This is a genomic window from Ectopseudomonas composti, assembly GCF_001567565.1.
Taxonomy (GTDB): Bacteria; Pseudomonadota; Gammaproteobacteria; order Pseudomonadales; family Pseudomonadaceae; genus Aquipseudomonas; species Aquipseudomonas composti_A.
In genome coordinates this window covers 1-17639 of sequence record NZ_LSSW01000033.1, presented here as the reverse complement: position 1 = coordinate 17639, position 17639 = coordinate 1, and the positions used below count along the sequence as shown (strand labels likewise).

Here is a 17639-nt window from a genome sequence, read left to right as displayed (position 1 = left end):
GGCGCTATCCCCTTCCGGCAAGCTAGCATCACGCCATCCACCCGCTCCCGGATTCTCCCATGCCCTTGCGCCCCAAAAGGCACACGCAAACCTCGTTGGTGTTACTGCTCCTGTTCCTGCTCGGTAGCGGCTTTCTCACCACCTCGCTGCTGAGCTACTACGCCTCGCGCGACTCGATCCGCGACAGCATCATCAACACCGAACTGCCGCTGACCTCCGATACCGTCTATTCGGAAATCCAGAAAGACCTGGTACGCCCCACGCTCATCTCTTCGATGATGGCCCGCGACACCTTCCTGCGTGACTGGGTGCTGGCCGGCGAGCAGGACACCGAGCAGATGACCCGCTACCTGCGCGAAGTGCAGGAGCATTACGGCGCCTTCACCAGCTTCTTCGTCTCCGACAAGAGCAGCGTCTACTACCAGTCCAAGGGCGTGCTGAAGAAGGTCAAACCGAACGAGCCACGCGACGTCTGGTACTACCGCGTGCGCATGCTGCCGGAGCCCTATGAAATCAATGTCGACGTCGACATGGCCAACGCCGACCGTCTGACCATCTTCATCAACTACAAGGTGCTCGACTACGAGGGCAACTTCATCGGCGCTGCCGGCGTCGGCCTGGCCGTCGATGCGGTGGTCAAGCTGATCGATGAATACCAGCAGCGCTACTCGCGCAGCGTCTACTTCGTCGACACCACCGGGCGCATCACCCTTACCGGCGCCCAGGGCGGGCCGCTGGGCGCCAAGGTCGGCGACAAACTGGTCGACATCCCCGGCCTGGAAAACCTGATGGAGAAACTGCCAACGCCGCAGAGTGGCCAGTTCGAGTATCAGGAACAGGGCCACGAACACTTCCTCAACGTGCGCTACATCCCCGAACTGGAGTGGTACCTGTTCGTCGACAAGCACGACAAGGCCCTGGCCGGCATCCGCCAGGGGCTCTACATCAACCTGCTGTTGTGCCTGCTGGTCACCAGCATCGTCCTTGTCCTGGTCAACCTGGCGATTCGTCGCTACCAGCAGCGCATCGAGGCCCTGGCCACCACCGACAGCCTCACCGAGCTGCCCAACCGCCGTGGCTTCGACATCCTCGCCGAACAGGCACTGCAGGAAGCGCAGCGCGACACCAGCCCGCTGTGCGCCGTACTGCTGGATCTGGACAACTTCAAGTCGATCAACGACCAGTACGGTCATCTGGCCGGCGACGAAGTGCTGCAACGCTTCGCTCAGCAACTGCGCGAGCGGCTGCGTCAGTCCGACATTCTCTGCCGCTGGGGTGGCGAAGAATTCATCCTGCTGCTGAAGAATACCGACCGCCAGGCCGCCCATGACCTGGCCGAAAAACTGCGCCAGCAATGCGCCGAACAGCGCTATCAGGTCGAAGGCCAGACCTTGCAGGTCACCGTCAGCCTCGGCCTTAGCCAGTGGCAAGCCGGCGAAAGCCTGCACGCCCTGCTCGGCCGCACCGACCGCGCGCTGTACCGCGCCAAGCAGGCCGGGCGCGACCGCGTCTGCGTCGATAACTGATGGACACCCAACGCTGCCCGCTATGCGGCAAGGCCAACCAGTGCAGTGTCGCCGCCGGGCGCGACGAACCCTGCTGGTGCTTCGAGGCGCAGATCGACCCGGCCGCGCTGCAGCGCCTGACACCCGAGCAACGTGACCAGGCCTGCCTGTGCCCCGCCTGCGCCGGCGTGCAGGATGCAGTCGAGCGCGGCGAGCAGCACTGAGCCATGCGCCTGGATCGCTTCCTCAGCAACTTCCCCCGCTTCAGCCGCCAGGACAGCCGCCTGCTGATCAGTGCCGGACGCCTGCGTGTGGACGGTGCGGTGGTGCACGACCCGCGCTTCGACGTACGCGACTTCCAGCGCGTCGAGCTGGACGACGAACTGCTGCAAGCCGGGCGCAGCGCGCGCTACTGGATGCTGCACAAACCGGTCGGCGTGGTCAGCGCCACCGAGCACGACGAACACCGCACCGTCCTCGACCTGCTCGACGAGCCGGACAAACACGAGCTGCACCTGGCCGGCCGCCTCGACCTGAACACCAGTGGCCTGCTGCTGATCACCAACGACGGGCGCTGGTCGCGGCGTATCACCCAGCCGCAGCAACGCAAACCCAAGGTCTACTACGTCACTACCGAACAGCCGATCACCACCGAGTACGCCGAGGTCTTCGCACGCGGCCTGTACTTCGCCTTCGAAGACCTCACCACCCTACCCGCCCAGCTCGACATGCTGAGCAGCTACGAAGCCCGCCTGACCCTGTTCGAAGGCCGCTACCACCAGGTCAAGCGCATGTTCGGCCACTTCCGCAACCGCGTCGTCGCCCTGCACCGCGAAAGCATGGGCGACATCGTCCTCGACCCGCAGCTCGCCCCGGGCCAATACCGCGCCCTGACGGATACGGAAATCGCCAGCGTTTGATCGTCATCCTGCGCCTGAATCTGACTACCCGACCAACGGTCAGCTCAATCGTCCATAAAGATGTGACTCGGCCTTGCATGGCTGCAAGGGAGCTGCTTGAATCGAATCACAAGTCTTTGCGTGACTGATCGGTCACAGCTAGACGGATGAAAATGTTTTTCGGTTGCTGGTGCTCTGCACCGACTGGATTCCTGCCTGGTAACACCGCCCTCTCCCGGCCCTCGAAAAGGCCTGGAGCGCTCGCCTGTTTCGATCCTAACTGATTGAAATTCCTAGACTTATAAGAATCCCCAGCCTGACATCAAGCTGTCACGCTCAGGCGCTTTTCTAACTGCTCAAAACAACGCGAACGGTCGCCCGCTCGCCTTGACACACTTGCGCCAGGAGGAAACGACATGAGGCCAGAAACCGCAGTCGTCGAGATCAACAGGAAGCACAAGGTACACACGGAGTTCTACGGCAACCCGGCAGCAAGCAAGACCATCATCCTGGTCAATGGCTCTCTGGCGACCACGGCCTCGTTCGCGCAAACGGTCAAGTACCTGCAGCCACAGTACAACGTGGTGGCCTTCGACCAGCCCTACGCCGGCCAGTCGAAACCGCACAACAGCGATTTCACGCCCATCACCAAGGAAGACGAAGCGGCGATCCTGCTGAAGCTGATCGACCACTACGGCGCCAACTACCTGATGTCCTTTTCCTGGGGTGGCGTCGCCTCCATGCTCGCCATGGCCCAACGCCCGGCGACGCTGGAGAAGGCAGCCATCTGCTCCTTCTCACCGATCCTCAACGTGCCGATGCTCGACTACCTGCACAAAGGCTTGCGCTTCCTCGGCTCGATAGACCGCGACAACGTCGCCCTGCTGGTCAACAGCACCATCGGCAAGCATCTGCCGTCGCTGTTCAAGCGCTTCAACCACAAGCACATCAGCACCCTGGACGAGCACGAGTACCGGCAGATGTACACGCACATCAAGCAAGTGCTGAACATGGAAGCGAACTGCAGCAAGGAATGCCTGCAGGCCATCGACATTCCGCTGGTATTCGTCAACGGCGACCGTGACGAATACACCTCGGTGGAAGACGCCTGCCTGTTCGCCCAGCACATCGACCACGCCCAGTTCGCCGTGATCGACGACGCCGGCCACTTCCTCGACATGGAACACAAGGCCGCCTGGCTGCAGACCCAACGCGTGCTGCTGGACTTCTTCAACGCCCCCAGCCGACGCCTGCAACTGCCGGTCAAAGGCGACCTGCGCGACCTCCAGGCGATAGCGGTATGACGGGCACCGAGCGCAAAGCGGATACGCTTTGCGCTTCATTTCCGCCGCCGCTTCCGGTATAAAGGCACCCGCTGCGGGTGTCGTATAATGGTAATACCCTAGCTTCCCAAGCTAGAGCCGTGGGTTCGATTCCCATCACCCGCTCCAAAATCGCAAAGTTAAAGCCCTGTTTTTACGGGGCTTTTTCGTTTCCGGGTTTTGGAAGTGTCGATAAAGTGTCGACGATGGGATTTAGCCGAAGCGCATCCTGCAGGTGATCAGGCGACAAGTGTGCATAGCGCATGGTCATCGTCACCGAGGAATGCCCTAGGACCTTCTGCAAGGTCAAGATATTGCCACCGGCCATAACGAAGTGACTGGCGAAGGTGTGCCGCAGAACGTGCGTGGCTTGTCCGGCCGGAAGCGTGATCGAGGTCGACAGCAGCACTCGGCTGAAATGCCGGATGCAGTTCGGGAACGGCCCGTACTCCCTGAAATAGTCCAACAGCATGCGCTCCAGGGCGGGCGCGATCGGCACGGTTCGTGTGCGTCTCGACTTGGTATTGGCGAAGGTCACAGCGCCATTCTTCACCCTGGACGGCACCAGCCCCTGAGCCTCTCCCCAACGTGCCCCGGTGGCCAGACAGACGCGAGCAATCAACGCCATATGCGTGCAGTTCGGGTAGTGGTCGAAGGTCTCCAGCAGCTCGGCTATCTGCTCTTGGGTGAGGTACGACAGCGGGCGTTCCTGCAGGCGTAACGGACGCACCTTGGCCAACGGGTTCGGGTAGTCGATATCACCTAGGCGATGCAGCTCGTTGAATACCGACTTCACGTAGCCCAAGCGGTTGTTCAGCGTCTTGCCGTGCATGCCCTCAGCCAGTTGCTTGCCGCGCAGGGTGCAGAACTGGTCAGCGGTGAACTTGACCGCGAGCGGGTCGCCCAGGTCGCGAGCGATGTTTGCCAACACCTGCTGCAAGCGCTTGGAGTCAGCCAGGGTGTGACCGTGCAGATCGTAGTAGCGGGCGAACAGCTCAGAGAGCTTGCGGCGATCCTTTGGCTTGGGTGCCCACTCGGGCGTTTCCATCACCTTGGCCCGGCAGGACGTTTCGAACCGTTGTGCCTCGGTCTTGGTCTTGAAGGTCTTGCGGAAGCGCCGGCCCTTGATGGGTTCGACGTCGACCTTCCAGCGTCCGTCAGGTTGTTGGATGATCGCCATCAGACCGCCCTGCCCCACCTGACGTGTCGTTCCTCCAGGATGTTTTTTATGTGCTTGTAGAGGTCACGCTCACTCATTTCCTTGGCCGCGTAGTGATCCCGTATAACGGGCCAACAGTCCCATTGTTTTAGGGTGGAGAACGCCTTTTTTACGCCCACTCGCTCCCTTGCCAGCAGGCTAACGAAGTTTCCCAGGAACAGTTCCACGTTCTTGCCGGAGAAGCCGCGAGACGTCTTGTAGCTGCGCTTGTATTCGGTGTCATCGAGCAGGGAATCGACCGGTAGATCGACGCGGGCGTCGTCACGGATCAGGGTCCAGATGGGTTCGAAGTACCCAGGGCGGGCCAGCAGTTTGAATTGCCCCAGGCCATAGCGCCAGAGGCCGTCGAGGTGGGGCGCGAAGCCGGCAAAGCTATTCGTTTCAATGGCGTTGCCGGTGTGCAGATCGACCGAGCCAGTGGCGAATTGCTGGATGACGGAGTGGTGATAACGCAGCTCTACGCGCCACACATCTTGTTCGGGATCGTAGTTGTCCGGGTCGCCTTCGTCGAAGCTGTCACGACGCTTCCAGACGCCTTCCCAGTAGTCGAGCTTGTCGGCAGCACGGGCCTGTATGGTTTTGTTGTAGATACCCAGCTGGACACTCCCCGCCGAGCCGAACAGGTAGGACTGGCCTTTGCCGTAGGTGGCCGACTCCAGGGTCCACTGGATTTCCTTGATGCCGGAGATATCGCGGGCAGCACGGGCGCGGCAGTGCATGTGAGCGACCAAGTCAACGGGCGGTTGCCAGCCTTGCAGATCCAGGGCGATGTGGACGGCGCACTGGTTCACTTCAACGTGCGTGAGGATCTGTTCGGCATAGAAATCCATGCGGGCCTGCAGGCGCTCAGGCGACAGGCTGTCGATGGCATGGGGTGACACTTCGACTTTCAGGTGTGGGCCGATGTTCTCTTGCTTGGCGTTGAAGTTCTTCACCAGCAGGATGAACCCAAGGTCGGCATTCTGGAGCTTGTACTGGTAGCCCGAATCCTTGCCGACCCGTCCGGCATGCCAACGTTCACCCGCGAAATCGACAATGGTGCCGGGCTTGTCGAACAGGCACATGATGTCCGGGCGGATCAGGCCACGATACAACTGGCGGACGGTATCGACGCCGCAGTGCAACAGACGGACTTTCGACAGGTCGACAAAACGGGTTGTGCTTGGATCAACGTACAGGCGGCCATTCGCGTCTTCACGGGCCAGCATGTCGAGTCTCAGGAAGTCTTTTGGCTTTCTCATCTGTTCACCTATTGCTGATTAATGCGGAAGTTTTTCTCTAACTCTCTGACGTGCTACAGGGGCGTCAGCGGGCCGGCGGCGCGCACCCGCGCTCGTGCCTCGCACGCAACCCCACCGCCGGCCCGCATCCTTCGTCTGTCACTGTCCAGGCGCTCGGCGAGGGGCTTCCTGGCCTCATCATGGAGACCCAGTTATTCCCCCAGGCGGACAGCAGCAGGTAAAGGATCAACGCGAGGAAGCCCGGCAGGGTTTCAGGTGTGGGCGGGAGCAGATGCAGGCGGGAACGCCCAGGATCAGACGTGGAGGTTGTGCGGCACTGGCGGGCGTTGAAGATCAACACCAAGGGCTTTGCCCTTGTCATCCCACTCTTGCCGCCGAGGGCTCGGGAGCGCGGGGTGGTGAAGCTACCCCACTCTCCCGTGGTCAGGCTCGTTTTCATGGTGTGGGGTCAAGGGTGCGCTGCGCCCGTGCTTCCGTTCGCCGGAACGGTGGAGCTGTTCCGACGAGCCGGGAGCGCGGCCCCTGACCCGGAACCATCGGCGGAATGGGTCAGGGTCATGCGGCCCAGTACGTTGCCGGAACCACGCCGGTCGCGGTGCCGCATCGCCCTGATAGTGCGGATGTTCGTAAAGAACACCTCATTCGGAAAGTCGTCACTGCCGTTCAGATCCAGGGTCATGAAGCATCCATGCGGATACACACCCTCAACGGGCAGCATGACACCGACGATATGCAGGCAATGCCAGACGGTCTCCGGTTCATCATCCCAGTACAGTTCGACCAGAACGGTCTGGCCGATGTAGTCGACTGCGCTTGCGGCATCTAGAGTCAGGCCAGTGCTAGTCATGGTCATAGTCCCCCGCGTCAAAGACATCCTTTCCGCTCAGCAGATCGGCCTGCAGGCGACTGACGTTGATGAAGCGTTGATCGCCCAGCTTGACGCTTGGCAGGGTGCCGTTCTGTACCCAGCCGCGCACCTCCTGTTCCTCAACGCCACAAGCGGTGGCGAAGGTATCGATGGCACACAGATCGCGGCCTATTACGTGTGTCATGGCGTGGGCTCCTTTGCTGGCTTGTCCTGGGCGTAGCTCGCTTCCAGGCGAATGACGACTTCCGAGTTCATCGAACGGCGCGAGGCGAAGGCGGACTGTTCGATCTTGGCGCGCAGCTCTGGCGGTACGCGCAGCTTGAATTGCGGGTCTGTTCGGCTCACAGCGTCCACTCCTGTTCCAGTAGCTGGCGGGTCAGCAACGCCACGTTGACCATGGTGCGTTTGCCGACCTTCTGCGAAGGCAGGTAGTTACGTTCTACCCAGGTGCGTACAACGATGGGTTCGTCGCCCATGCCGATCCACTCGGCGAACTTCTGCCACGGCATCAAGGGTGGTGCACCGTGCAGCTTTTGCGGGTCGAGACCTTCCGTATCCATAAGCTTTGTTCCACTATGTTCGGCATTGATAAGCAACCAACGAAATGGGTAATAGCTACCCATGGAGTGATTGTTACCCATCCCCCACGATGGAGCAATTACTACTCAGGAAATATTTTCTATATGGAAAGCGCAGCCGATAGAGCACGCGTATTGATCAAGCTGGTAGGCCCGAAAAAAGCAAGCGAACAAGGCGGGGATTACGAGCGCTGGAGAAACGTCAGCAAGGGCGCTGTACGCGTAAGCGCGGACGAGATCGACGTACTGGTGAAGATTTACCCCCAGTACGCCCTATGGCTGGCTAGCGGGAAAACTGCGCCGGAGATCGGCCAGACCAGCCCAGCCTATGACGAAGCCAACCGAAACTTGAGCCAACCCAACGCGGGATAGCGATCACCCAGGAAGCAGCTAGGCGCTGGTATGCCCGTTAAGGAAAGGAATCGGAGCAAGTAATCAAGGAATGATCAGAGAACGATTGATAGCCGTATGGGACAGAAAGAAGCTCTCAGCCCCTAAGCTTGAGAAGCTGACTGGCATAGACCGCAGCAGCTGGTATCACCTGAGAAATGGAAAGCGACGAGCCAACGAACAGGACATTGAGGCCATCGTGCAGATGTTCCCAGAATACGCCTTCTGGATCGCGAGCGGGCAAATAGCACCCGAGATTGGCCAGACCAGCCCTGACTATGACGAAGCCAACCGAAACTTGAGCCAACCCAACGCGGGATAGCGATTATCCAGGAAACAGCTAGGCACTGGCATGCCCGAAAGAAAGTGAAGGAATGTATTAAGATAATTACGGGCTTTGCCTGGGTGATCTCTAGTTGTATTTTTAGAGAAATAAATAACACTCACAAAAGCGATAGATGCTGTTAAGCCTGCAACAAAGAGGGATGGGACTTTAATCAGCCATTCCACCCCTAAATGGCTTACTCTAGTTAGAATTAATTCTATCAAATATCCCCTCAATCTCAGAGTCAATATAACCTCTGTTACTGGAAAACTCTTTTATCAGAGAGTTCTGAAAACTAATTGGATTAGAAATCCCCAACTGCTTTGATACTGTTTCTATTAATTCCTTACCTGGAAACAAACTCATCCATAAATCCGACTCAAGCGCCGACTGCACTTCCATCTCACACTCACTTAAGATAGCAACAATTCTATCCTGAGATAGCGAAGATGCTAGCGACATATGTATTTGCTGCGCAGCACCACTGAATTTATTTTTTAGAACCTCAGTACAGCTTTCTTTCGGGACCACCTGCCCATCACTTGAGTCGAAGTAAGGCTGTTTGCTTAGGACCTTGCCAACAGAAAAATCTTGAGGACTAATAATAAGATTCAACCTAAATGAAACCATATCCCTAACAACATCAGAAGATAGCTTAATAGCTGCCTGATGAAACAAGCTCTTAACATCACTTGGACTCTTTTCAATGTTAAAAATATCTGACAAAACAATGGAAATTACTTCAAAATTAATAAGATAATTTTCTATTTCATGTTTCGACAGAACAAAAACCTTACCCTCAGAATGAGCCCTATACTTAATAACCATTTCCTCTGTGAGATAGTCCCTATCTCGAATCAGGAAAAAATTCATCCACCCCAGATTAGCCTGAACAATCGACATAACAGCGCTGTTAATTTTATTCAGATTATTACTACTGCTTGACGGAACAATCTTAAAATTTGAACTATCACCCGGGAACAGAGCACTGTAGAACTTTCGATCCTGACTTGAATTATCACCCTCAAGAAAAACAAGATTCTTAGCCACTCCAATATAACCAGAGAAACCAAACATATTTCTCAACTGAGATATTACTTCCTGCTCATGCTCACCAGCTATAAATCTAGCCTTTCTAGTAGAGACATCTCTAGCAACATATATGACTTTATCTCTACCAGCTTCATCTATTATTTCTGAGTTATGCGTGGCCACCCATATTTGATTACCATTGCGAATCGACTTCATATTCCTAATTAGAAGCCTAGATAGCTCTGGATGCAGATGCAACTCAGGCTCATCGATAACAATAATTGCATTCTCAACATTATGCCGTATAAAGAAAGAGAGTATAAAGAAAACCTCTTTCTCACCGGAAGAAAGATCATTAAAAGTAATCACTTCACCGGACGGTATTTCTATAAAAAGGTTTGACGGAACAGCTTCATTTTTGTCTGCAAATTTGTAGAACGGGAACAACCTATTCAAGAGCTCCTCATATGGCAACAAAGGATCGGTCGGCTCATCCCCGACCTGAACTCCTTTATTCTTCTGATTATGATAATTACCCAACTCTCTTAAATAGTGATATCTCTGCTGCACCAAGAACTCATACATATCCCGATACTGCAACTCACTGGTATTAAACGCCATTGTCCAAAGATGTTCTTTACGCTTAACATTCTCATATTGAAATATTTTCTTCTGATCAAACCCTGCTTGCGGATAATGCCGGTCTGCCCGTAGAAAAAAACCTAATGATCGCTTTAGAAGATCTTTTAATTCCCGCGTAACATAAGAATGAATTTGATTATGAAGCGTGGAGTTTTTCCCATACTCTCCTTGATTGTATTCAAAAGCCCTGTAATACACATCGCTATGCGTGAAATATTCAAGAATATCGTAATGATACTTTAAAGGGCGTCGATGAACTTCAGTAACGTTTCTCTTCTCAACCGCCTTTAGCTCATCAGCAAGATTGTTATTTTCATCTATCTGCTTAAGATGCTGAGAAAGGCGTTCCTCTTTTGGCGCCAACTCACTCTTCAAGGCATCGATAATAATTCTTTTCTCATCTGGACTTAACCCAATCCCAACCTCAAATGAGAAACCGCTAAACGTTCTAGATAGCTGCCAATTCAGGCTATATGAGTTAGACAAAGAATATCCGATTAACTCCAATACGGAACTCTTCCCACTACCATTTGGACCAGCAAATGCAACCAAGTCAGATGACTTATGGTTAAACACAAACGGACCAAGCTCTTCATTTTCTAGATGACGAAACTTTCCAACTATCACCTTGCTTATATACATAATAAAGTTCCATCTTATCCTTAAAAAAGGGCGGCAGATTTATTTAAATCAACGTATTCACCACAAAGGTTCTGGTAGTAAGCTTTCAACACCAGAGAATGCAGCAATAAAATCATCCCGCCATTCCACCTCAAGTCTGTCGGAATTATCCCGAATATGTTCGTATAAGCGGACTGCCTGACTTGGGTTGAGTATGTGGGAGGCAGATGCTAGCGCCGCAGCAGCCATGAAGAAGTCTCCGTTCTTCGAAACACTACGGACAATCGCATCAAGATCATTTGCGTATAGGGGAATGTCATCCATGGCTAACTCCGGCAGGCCTCCCTGTAATAGCCAAACGCTACCCCTCAGCCTCAGAGCTGTCTAGCTAGCGTGTCGAAAAACTGTCGAAAACACTGCAAGGGATAGCGGAAAAAAGCTGTAGCTGGTGGGCGGCAAGGCCAGTTAAGCCGGGCATTGCGGATCACTGCATTGGGTTGGAAAGGGTTCGATTCCCATCACCCGCTCCAGACAGCAAAGAAAAAGCCCCGTCATCACTGACGGGGCTTTTTCGTTTCTGGCGTTTGAAGGGCTTGACCGCAAGGGTTTGAGCCGGGAAAGATGGCGCTTTGCGATCAGGCAGAAAAGGCGCTAGAAAGGAAAATAAATCTGTCACCTTTTCCTTGCGGCCTATGACGAAGCCAACCGAAACTTGAGCCAACCCGACGCGGGATAGCGATCACCCAGGAAGCATCTAGGCGCTGGTATGCCCGTAGCACGATCAAGGAATAAGTTATTTATCGATAAACGGAGTCAAATCGATGAAATTCTTTGGGGAAGAGCTTGTAATTAAAATGTGGGATTCCTTCATCGACAAAGGAGTCGGTGGGATCTTAAAGCCAGCACAAGAGAAAAGGCTTGGAAAAACAAGACATGAAATTCGCAGAGACGAGCTTTTGTCACTAGCGCAAGCAGAAGAAGACGCAAAGAAAATCGCAGCTGGCGAAGCAGTATACTGTGGCAACGGCCAAATAAAGCTACTTCGTAGTGAGCAAGAAGTAGACAAGTTAATGAGCGACCGCATAGAGCCATATATTGGTGAATTAAGCATATGCGGACTGGCATCTGCAGCTCAAACTGCCGAAGCCATGCAGAAAGAAATAAATATCGCAAAGAGCATGATTAAGGCTGAAGACGAACTAGCTCAGAGCGAAGTAGCCCCCTCAGACAAGGAAGTTGAAAGAGACTGGCTGTTCGCATGGCGAGGATATGCAGAAAGAGTTTCCTCAGAAGAACTGCAAAGCTTGTGGGGCAGGGTGCTAGCGGGAGAAATAAAAAGCCCTGGCAGCTATTCAATCAGAACCATGGAGTTCTTGAAATGCCTTACCAAGGCCGAAGCACAGTTAATTGAAAAAGTTGCAAAAATCGTAATGGGGAATGTAATTTGCCGAGAGCTAACTGATCACTATAGCAATCAGAACGTAAATTTTCATAACTTCTTATTCCTTCAACAGATCGGATTAATTTCTGGAGTAGAGTCGATAGGTCTAGATTACAAAATAAACAATCGATCTGAAGATTCTTTTCTAGGATACTTTTTCACCGACAGAAAGCTAATCATAATCAAAGACCCATCCCCCAAAAAAAATATAGCAATAAAAGCATATCCACTCACAGCACTTGGAAAAGAGGTATTTACACTTGCCGGTGCTACAGAGGATGAAGAATGCTTTTACAAAATAGCTCTACTATTCGCAGAAAGAGCAGCAGAAGTAATCATTGCAGACCATAAACCAGCCGAGAACGGCCAGGTAACTTACTTTAACGAGGTTGAGGTACACAAACCCTCAAAGAGCCAATAAGATCAAAAGCTTTGTCAAGCAAATACCCCAAATGGGTCGCAGACATAGCGTTCCATGTAAAAAATGGACAGATTTATTTTCTTGTGGCCACACACTGTTAAACCGTAGCAGAGAGAGACCAAGTGCGAGTGAAGCAGTTCGACTGATAACGCCTCAATCAGCCGAAGCGTCAGCGGTCGGCTGGATTGACTTGTTAGGGTCGGGGTCGGCTTGCCCCGGCCACTGACCAGCACCTAATTTATATGACGCCACAGCGGTTAAAGTGAACGCAGCAACTAGCACCCCTACAACCTTCCAAAGCTGCGGTAAAGAGATCATGGAAAGCAATTTACCAAGACCAATTTTAGATAAGTCTATTTCAGGAGCGGTACTCGACATTTTTTCCTTTCGTTCTTCCATCGCGGATTTCCAGCTTTGGAGATAACCTCTGAATTTATCGGACTTAACTTCCTCTACATCCAAACTTGACCAATAAACATTCCAATCGTAGCCTTTCTCAATCAAACCCTCAGACTTCAATCCGCTTTCAGCAAGTATCCAAATGGGAAGCTCATATGCATATGCAATCGCACCTTCTATATGCACCCATGTTGTAGGCAGTCTAATATCACGAATCTCTTTTTCTTTATTATCCCTAAGCTCTTTACCTTTATCAAACTCAGATCTTGTATAAGCAATAACCAAAAGACCATCACATTCACTAATTGTTTTTTTAATAACTTTTAGCGGCTGCTCATGAGACCATTCATTCTCATACATAATCCGAGATTTTATTCCAGCAGTCTTCAGCGCATCTATAACGGCGACAACAAAAGCTCTTTGCGATGTGCTTTCATCACCACCTTTGCTGATAAATACTTTGATTTCCATGAATCTAACTCTGAAAAAGCATAACTATTAATTAGGCGACATTGCTGTCATATAACACACCTTGGCGGTGTCGGATAACGTTCCTTGTCATGCAGTACAGTCTTGGTTCGCATGAAGACAAGAAGAAGGAGCGCGACTCTGGGTGGGCGGAAAACCACAACCAAGCCGATCAGCCGAGGCAACGTAATGGCCAGACGCTACTGGCAGACTTGAAAACTGTCCAGACGGCCTGTCGAAAAAGTGTCGAAATCACTGCAAGAGATAGCGGAAAAATGCCGTCTTGGGTAGGCGGCAAGGCCAGTAGAGCCGAGCTTTGCGGATCACAGCGAGACGCCGGAAAGGGTCCGGCTCCCCCAACACTGAACCAACCCAAACCACTCACCCATCCTCCGGAACTTCTGCCCCCCAACGCCACCAGAACCCTATACGTCTTTTTCTGGAGGCCCTGGCGATGGAGCAGTGGAATATCTGGCTGAACCGCGATATCTGGCTCAATGTGGCGATTGTCCTGGTCGCTACAGCGCTGATCTACAGCGTGCTGCGCACCCTGGTGAATACCCTGCACAAGCGGCTGAAGGCCGGGTCGAAGGATCGGGAGAGCAGTTGGGCGCATTTCATCGCCATGGTCATCGGCCGCACCAATCGTCTGTTGTTGCTGGCGTTTTCGCTGTTGCTGGCGTTGCGTCTGGCGGACTTGCCGCTAGCCTGGCAAGGCGCGCTGAGCCATACCTGGTTCGTCGCCCTGGCCCTGCAGGTCGCGCTGTGGGTCGATACCGGCGTGCGGCTGTGGTCGCGCAGCCTGGTGATGGGCAAGAGCGGCGGCCACTACAACCCGGTGATGACCACCATCATGAGCATCATGATCCTGATCGTGGTGTGGTCGGTGATGCTGCTGTCTATCCTGGCCAATCTGGGTGTGGATATCACCGCGCTGGTGGCCAGCCTCGGGGTTGGCGGTATCGCCGTGGCGCTGGCGGTGCAGACGGTGCTCAGCGATGTGTTCGCCTCGCTATCGATTGGCGTCGACAAGCCCTTCGAGATCGGCGACTTCGTGGTGTTCGGCGAGGTGGCCGGCACCATCGAGCATATCGGCCTGAAGACCACGCGCATCCGCAGCCTCAGTGGCGAGCAGGTGGTGTGCGCCAACGCCGATCTGCTGCGGCAGATCGTGCACAACTACAAGCGCATGGACACCCGCCGTATCGTCTTCAAGTTCGGCATCAACTACGACACCCCGAGCGACAAGGTGCGTCAGGTGGCCAACAAGGTCGGCGAGATTATCCGCGCCACGCCCAAGACCCGCTTCGACCGCGCGCATTTTCTTGGCTTCGATGAAAGCCAGCTGACCTTCGAGGTGGTGTATATCGTGCTGAGCTCGGACTACAACCAGTACATGGACGTCCAGCAGGAGATCAATCTGCAACTGCTCGACGCCCTGCGCGAGCTGGACGTGCGCTTCGCCCTGCCTCGCCGCGACCTGCGCCTGGTGGGCGAGAAGATGCCGGTACTCAAGGTCGCCGGCCTGCCGCAGCAAACCGAGCGCGCCGATACCGCCAGCGATGGGCGCCTGCCACGCTTCAGTTAGCCACGCCTGCAAGGCAGGCCATTGCTGCAGCCCCCATCGTCCCTGGCCCGTCCCTTGAGGTGCGACCAACGCGTGCGCGACGCCTGGCGATCAGCAGTATTGGTGGCAAGCACATTCGTAAAATATCCACAACAGTCATCCAGAAAATTCACCTGGGCGCGCAATCTGGCTGTAATCACCGCATCAAGGGCTTGTCGTTTATCGCTTTTGCACAAAAAAAAGCCCTTCATCTGTTTGACATATTTTACGTTTTTGGCAGACTGCTCGCCCGTTGCGGCAGGTGGCCGTGAACCCGCTATGGCGATTGCCTGCGGGGTACCGATCGCCATTCGTGACACGCCATGAAAACAACAATTCTGTCTGTCCAGGCGGCCTAGCGGGCACTGCCCACGCCGGACGACGGGCGAGCCACTGGTGTTCATCCCATGCTGATCTGGTTTGTTGCGATCTACCTGCTGTTCACCGTCGGTGTCGGCTTCTATGCATCCACCCGCGTCAAAAACTCCAAGGATTTCGCTGCCGGCGGCAGGAGCATGTCCTTCCCGCTGGTGGCGGCCATGGTGTTTGCCACCTGGTTCGGTTCGGAAGCCGTGCTGGGCATCCCGGCCACCTTCATCGAGGAAGGCTTCGCCGGCATCATCGAGGACCCGTTCGGCTCCTTTGGCTGCCTGATGCTGGTTGGCCTGGTCTTCGCCAGGCCGCTGTACCGCATGAACCTGCTGACCATCGGCGACTTCTTCCGCAAGCGCTACGGCCCACACGTGGAGATCTTCACCAGCCTGGTGATCATCGGCTCCTACCTGGGCTGGGTCGCGGCGCAGCTGACCGCGCTGGGCGTGGTGTTCAACGTGCTCTCCGACGGCTCGATCAGCACCACCCAGGGCATGCTGATCGGCACCGCCATCGTGCTGCTCTACACCCTGTTCGGCGGCATGTGGTCGGTGGCGCTGACCGACTTCATGCAGATGATCATCATCGTCGCCGGCCTGTGCTACCTGACCTGGCTGATCGGCGATATGGCCGGCGGCGCCGATGTGGTGATAAGCCATGCCGCTGCCGAAGGCAAGTTCACCTTCATGCATGCCTTCGAGCCACGCGACATCGTCGCCTTCATCGCTGCAGCGGTGACGCTGATGCTCGGTTCCATCCCGCAACAGGACGTGTACGCCCGGGTGATGTCGGCCAAGACCGAGAACATCGCCGCGCGCGCCTCGATGGCCGGCGCGGTGTTCTACCTGTCGTTCTGCATGCTGCCGATCTTCCTCACCTACGCCGCCTCGCTGATCGATCCGGCGATGGTCCAGCAGTGGCTGGCGGAGGACGCGCAGATGATCCTGCCGCACCTGATCATGGAGCGCACGCCGCTGTTCGCCCAGGTGATGTTCTTCGGCGCGCTGCTCTCGGCGATCATGTCCACCGCCTCGGGCACGCTGCTGGCACCGTCGGTGACCTTCACCGAGAACATCCTGAAGAACTTCGTGCCGGTGATGAGCGACCGCCAGTTCCTGCTGGCCATGCGCGTCAGCGTGGTGGCCATGACCATCGCCACCTCGATCTTCGCCCTGAACTCCACGGCTAGCATCTACGAGATGGTCGGCAATGCCTACAAGGTGACCCTGGTGGCCGCGGTGGTGCCGCTGTTCGCCGGCCTGTTCTGGAAGCGTGCGACCACCCAGGGCGCGCTGCTGGCCATCTGTTTCGGTCTGACGAGTTGGGCAGCCCTGGAGCTGACCTACCAGGAAACCGACTTCTGGCCGCCGCAACTGGCGGGTCTGCTGCTGAGCCTGGCGGGCATGCTGATCGGTTCGCTGCTGCCGCAGTTCAGCCGCCATCGTGGCGAAAGCGTGCAGGCCATCACCGCCGCGGCCAAGGCGTGAGCGTCGACGCCCTCCTGTCTGCAGGAGGGCGCTTTGCCACTATATAAGTCGTTGAAAAACCTTGATTTTCCATCTTCACATCGACGGCTGTGGCGGCTACTCTGCCGCCCCATGATTCGACGCCTACTCCCTCTGTTGTGCGGTCTCACCGCCCTTTCCCTGCACGCTGCACCCGCGACCTTTGCCGAGGCCAAGCGCCTGGCCTGGCCGCTGTATGAGCAGCAATCCACCGAGTTCTATTGCGGCTGCAAGTACAGCGGTAATCGCGTCGACCTGCGCTCATGTGGCTACACGCCGCGCAAGAACGCCAATCGCGCCCAGCGCATCGAGTGGGAACATATCGTCCCGGCCTGGGTGATCGGCCATCAGCGCCAGTGCTGGCAGAAAGGCGGACGCAAGAATTGCACGGCCCACGATACGCAGTTCCGCAAGGCCGAGGCCGACCTGCACAACCTGGTGCCGAGCATCGGTGAGGTGAACGGCGACCGCAGCAACTACAGCTTTGCCTGGCTACCGCAGAAGCCGCATCAATACGGTCGATGCGAGACGGTGGTGGACTTTAAGGCGCGCAAGGTCATGCCGCGCCCGGCCATCCGCGGGATGATCGCCCGCACCTATTTCTATATGGCCGACCGCTACAAGCTGCGCCTGTCGAAACAGGATCGGCAGCTCTACGAAGCCTGGAGCAAGGCCTACCCGCCCAAGGCCTGGGAGCAGCAACGCAACCAGCAGGTGGCGTGCGTGATGGGCTGGGGCAACCCCTATGTGGGCAAGGTGGAGATGAGCCGCTGTGCGCGCAAACG

General features: G+C 55.4%; 19 protein-coding genes and 1 tRNA gene. 10 read left to right on the top strand and 10 right to left on the bottom strand.

Annotated elements, in window-relative coordinates; all coding sequences use genetic code 11:
- The first annotated feature begins 59 nt into the window (after positions 1–59).
- From PCLY_RS23435 to PCLY_RS23415, 5 genes are all read left to right on the top strand, one after another.
- Entirely contained in the window at positions 60–1526 is a 1467-nt protein-coding gene (locus tag PCLY_RS23435; protein ID WP_061242851.1) for a sensor domain-containing diguanylate cyclase, read from the top strand.
- On the top strand, positions 1526–1729 hold the full coding sequence (locus tag PCLY_RS23430) for a cysteine-rich CWC family protein (RefSeq protein WP_061242849.1): 204 nt from the start codon (positions 1526–1528) through the stop codon (positions 1727–1729). The genes PCLY_RS23435 and PCLY_RS23430 overlap by 1 nt, the downstream gene beginning before the upstream one ends.
- Before the next feature lie 3 nt (positions 1730–1732).
- Positions 1733–2425 (top strand): pseudouridine synthase, encoded by a 693-nt coding sequence (locus PCLY_RS23425; RefSeq protein WP_061242847.1) that lies wholly within the window; start codon positions 1733–1735, stop codon positions 2423–2425.
- Between the two features lie 395 nt (positions 2426–2820).
- Positions 2821–3708, top strand: a complete 888-nt coding sequence (locus PCLY_RS23420; protein ID WP_061242845.1) for an alpha/beta fold hydrolase — start codon at positions 2821–2823, stop codon at positions 3706–3708.
- Between the two features lie 73 nt (positions 3709–3781).
- Positions 3782–3855 (top strand) — tRNA-Gly (locus tag PCLY_RS23415).
- Between the two features lie 25 nt (positions 3856–3880).
- On the opposite strand, the gene PCLY_RS23410 is transcribed toward PCLY_RS23415, so the two are convergent.
- From PCLY_RS23410 to PCLY_RS23390, 6 genes are all read right to left on the bottom strand, one after another.
- Positions 3881–4906 carry a phage integrase gene (locus tag PCLY_RS23410; RefSeq protein ID WP_061243273.1) on the bottom strand — a complete coding sequence of 342 codons (1026 nt, stop codon included), beginning with the start codon at positions 4904–4906 and terminating at the stop codon, positions 3881–3883.
- Entirely contained in the window at positions 4906–6186 is a 1281-nt protein-coding gene (locus PCLY_RS23405) for a hypothetical protein (RefSeq protein ID WP_061242844.1), read from the bottom strand. The genes PCLY_RS23410 and PCLY_RS23405 overlap by 1 nt, the downstream gene beginning before the upstream one ends.
- A gap of 448 nt (positions 6187–6634) precedes the next feature.
- Complete coding sequence (locus PCLY_RS23400) at positions 6635–7033, bottom strand: hypothetical protein (protein WP_061242842.1); 399 nt, start codon at positions 7031–7033, stop codon at positions 6635–6637.
- Positions 7026–7238: a MerR family transcriptional regulator gene (locus PCLY_RS23395; RefSeq protein ID WP_061242840.1), complete on the bottom strand. Its 213-nt coding sequence runs from the start codon at positions 7236–7238 to the stop codon at positions 7026–7028. The genes PCLY_RS23400 and PCLY_RS23395 overlap by 8 nt, the downstream gene beginning before the upstream one ends.
- The gene (locus PCLY_RS24705) at positions 7235–7399 is read right to left on the bottom strand and encodes an Arc family DNA-binding protein (protein ID WP_013714357.1); all 165 of its coding nucleotides are present in this window, start codon (positions 7397–7399) and stop codon (positions 7235–7237) included. Before PCLY_RS24705 ends, PCLY_RS23395 begins: the two co-directional genes overlap by 4 nt.
- Entirely contained in the window at positions 7396–7614 is a 219-nt protein-coding gene (locus PCLY_RS23390; protein WP_059390727.1) for a hypothetical protein, read from the bottom strand. The genes PCLY_RS24705 and PCLY_RS23390 overlap by 4 nt, the downstream gene beginning before the upstream one ends.
- A gap of 153 nt (positions 7615–7767) precedes the next feature.
- Between PCLY_RS23390 and PCLY_RS23385 the strand changes: the two genes are divergently transcribed.
- A complete protein-coding gene (locus PCLY_RS23385) occupies positions 7768–8004 on the top strand; it encodes a DNA-binding protein (RefSeq protein ID WP_082768146.1) in 237 nt (78 codons plus the stop codon).
- A gap of 544 nt (positions 8005–8548) precedes the next feature.
- Here PCLY_RS23385 and PCLY_RS23375 read toward each other — a convergent pair.
- Together PCLY_RS23375 and PCLY_RS24960 are read right to left on the bottom strand one after the other, a co-directional pair.
- Complete coding sequence (locus PCLY_RS23375) at positions 8549–10663, bottom strand: AAA family ATPase (protein ID WP_082768144.1); 2115 nt, start codon at positions 10661–10663, stop codon at positions 8549–8551.
- A 57-nt stretch (positions 10664–10720) separates the two neighbouring features.
- On the bottom strand, positions 10721–10966 hold the full coding sequence (locus PCLY_RS24960) for a hypothetical protein (protein ID WP_156458655.1): 246 nt from the start codon (positions 10964–10966) through the stop codon (positions 10721–10723).
- A 497-nt stretch (positions 10967–11463) separates the two neighbouring features.
- Here PCLY_RS24960 and PCLY_RS23370 point away from each other — a divergent pair, with 497 nt between their 5' ends.
- Complete coding sequence (locus PCLY_RS23370) at positions 11464–12504, top strand: DUF2806 domain-containing protein (RefSeq protein WP_061242831.1); 1041 nt, start codon at positions 11464–11466, stop codon at positions 12502–12504.
- Positions 12505–12657: 153 nt separating this feature from the next.
- Here PCLY_RS23370 and PCLY_RS24955 read toward each other — a convergent pair whose 3' ends face one another.
- The gene (locus PCLY_RS24955; protein WP_156458654.1) at positions 12658–13374 is read right to left on the bottom strand and encodes a hypothetical protein; all 717 of its coding nucleotides are present in this window, start codon (positions 13372–13374) and stop codon (positions 12658–12660) included.
- 451 nt (positions 13375–13825) lie between these two features.
- On the opposite strand from PCLY_RS24955, the gene PCLY_RS23365 reads away from it, so the two are divergent.
- On the top strand, positions 13826–14959 hold the full coding sequence (locus PCLY_RS23365; protein WP_061242828.1) for a mechanosensitive ion channel family protein: 1134 nt from the start codon (positions 13826–13828) through the stop codon (positions 14957–14959).
- On the opposite strand, the gene PCLY_RS24950 is transcribed toward PCLY_RS23365, so the two are convergent.
- A complete protein-coding gene (locus PCLY_RS24950; RefSeq protein ID WP_156458653.1) occupies positions 14956–15288 on the bottom strand; it encodes a hypothetical protein in 333 nt (110 codons plus the stop codon). The genes PCLY_RS23365 and PCLY_RS24950 overlap by 4 nt on opposite strands.
- A gap of 96 nt (positions 15289–15384) precedes the next feature.
- On the opposite strand from PCLY_RS24950, the gene PCLY_RS23360 reads away from it, so the two are divergent.
- Together PCLY_RS23360 and PCLY_RS23355 are read left to right on the top strand one after the other, a co-directional pair.
- Positions 15385–16836: a high affinity choline transporter 1 gene (locus PCLY_RS23360; protein WP_061242826.1), complete on the top strand. Its 1452-nt coding sequence runs from the start codon at positions 15385–15387 to the stop codon at positions 16834–16836.
- Positions 16837–16947: 111 nt separating this feature from the next.
- On the top strand, positions 16948–17639 hold a 692-nt coding region (locus PCLY_RS23355), incomplete at its 3' end, for an endonuclease (RefSeq protein WP_061243269.1).

Bases quoted from the DNA above. Each gene is read 5' to 3' on its own strand.
- PCLY_RS23430 (WP_061242849.1), top strand. From the start codon at position 1,526: ATGGACACCCAACGCTGCCCGCTATGCGGCAAGGCCAACCAGTGCAGT.
- PCLY_RS23395 (WP_061242840.1), bottom strand. From the start codon at position 7,238: ATGACACACGTAATAGGCCGCGATCTGTGTGCCATCGATACCTTCGCC.
- PCLY_RS24960 (WP_156458655.1), bottom strand. From the start codon at position 10,966: ATGGATGACATTCCCCTATACGCAAATGATCTTGATGCGATTGTCCGT.
- PCLY_RS23410 (WP_061243273.1), bottom strand. From the start codon at position 4,906: ATGGCGATCATCCAACAACCTGACGGACGCTGGAAGGTCGACGTCGAA.
- PCLY_RS23405 (WP_061242844.1), bottom strand. From the start codon at position 6,186: ATGAGAAAGCCAAAAGACTTCCTGAGACTCGACATGCTGGCCCGTGAA.
- PCLY_RS23435 (WP_061242851.1), top strand. From the start codon at position 60: ATGCCCTTGCGCCCCAAAAGGCACACGCAAACCTCGTTGGTGTTACTG.
- PCLY_RS23370 (WP_061242831.1), top strand. From the start codon at position 11,464: ATGAAATTCTTTGGGGAAGAGCTTGTAATTAAAATGTGGGATTCCTTC.
- PCLY_RS23365 (WP_061242828.1), top strand. From the start codon at position 13,826: ATGGAGCAGTGGAATATCTGGCTGAACCGCGATATCTGGCTCAATGTG.
- PCLY_RS24955 (WP_156458654.1), bottom strand. From the start codon at position 13,374: ATGGAAATCAAAGTATTTATCAGCAAAGGTGGTGATGAAAGCACATCG.
- PCLY_RS23420 (WP_061242845.1), top strand. From the start codon at position 2,821: ATGAGGCCAGAAACCGCAGTCGTCGAGATCAACAGGAAGCACAAGGTA.
- PCLY_RS23425 (WP_061242847.1), top strand. From the start codon at position 1,733: ATGCGCCTGGATCGCTTCCTCAGCAACTTCCCCCGCTTCAGCCGCCAG.
- PCLY_RS23400 (WP_061242842.1), bottom strand. From the start codon at position 7,033: ATGACTAGCACTGGCCTGACTCTAGATGCCGCAAGCGCAGTCGACTAC.
- PCLY_RS23390 (WP_059390727.1), bottom strand. From the start codon at position 7,614: ATGGATACGGAAGGTCTCGACCCGCAAAAGCTGCACGGTGCACCACCC.
- PCLY_RS24950 (WP_156458653.1), bottom strand. From the start codon at position 15,288: ATGGCGATCGGTACCCCGCAGGCAATCGCCATAGCGGGTTCACGGCCA.
- PCLY_RS23360 (WP_061242826.1), top strand. From the start codon at position 15,385: ATGCTGATCTGGTTTGTTGCGATCTACCTGCTGTTCACCGTCGGTGTC.
- PCLY_RS23375 (WP_082768144.1), bottom strand. From the start codon at position 10,663: ATGTATATAAGCAAGGTGATAGTTGGAAAGTTTCGTCATCTAGAAAAT.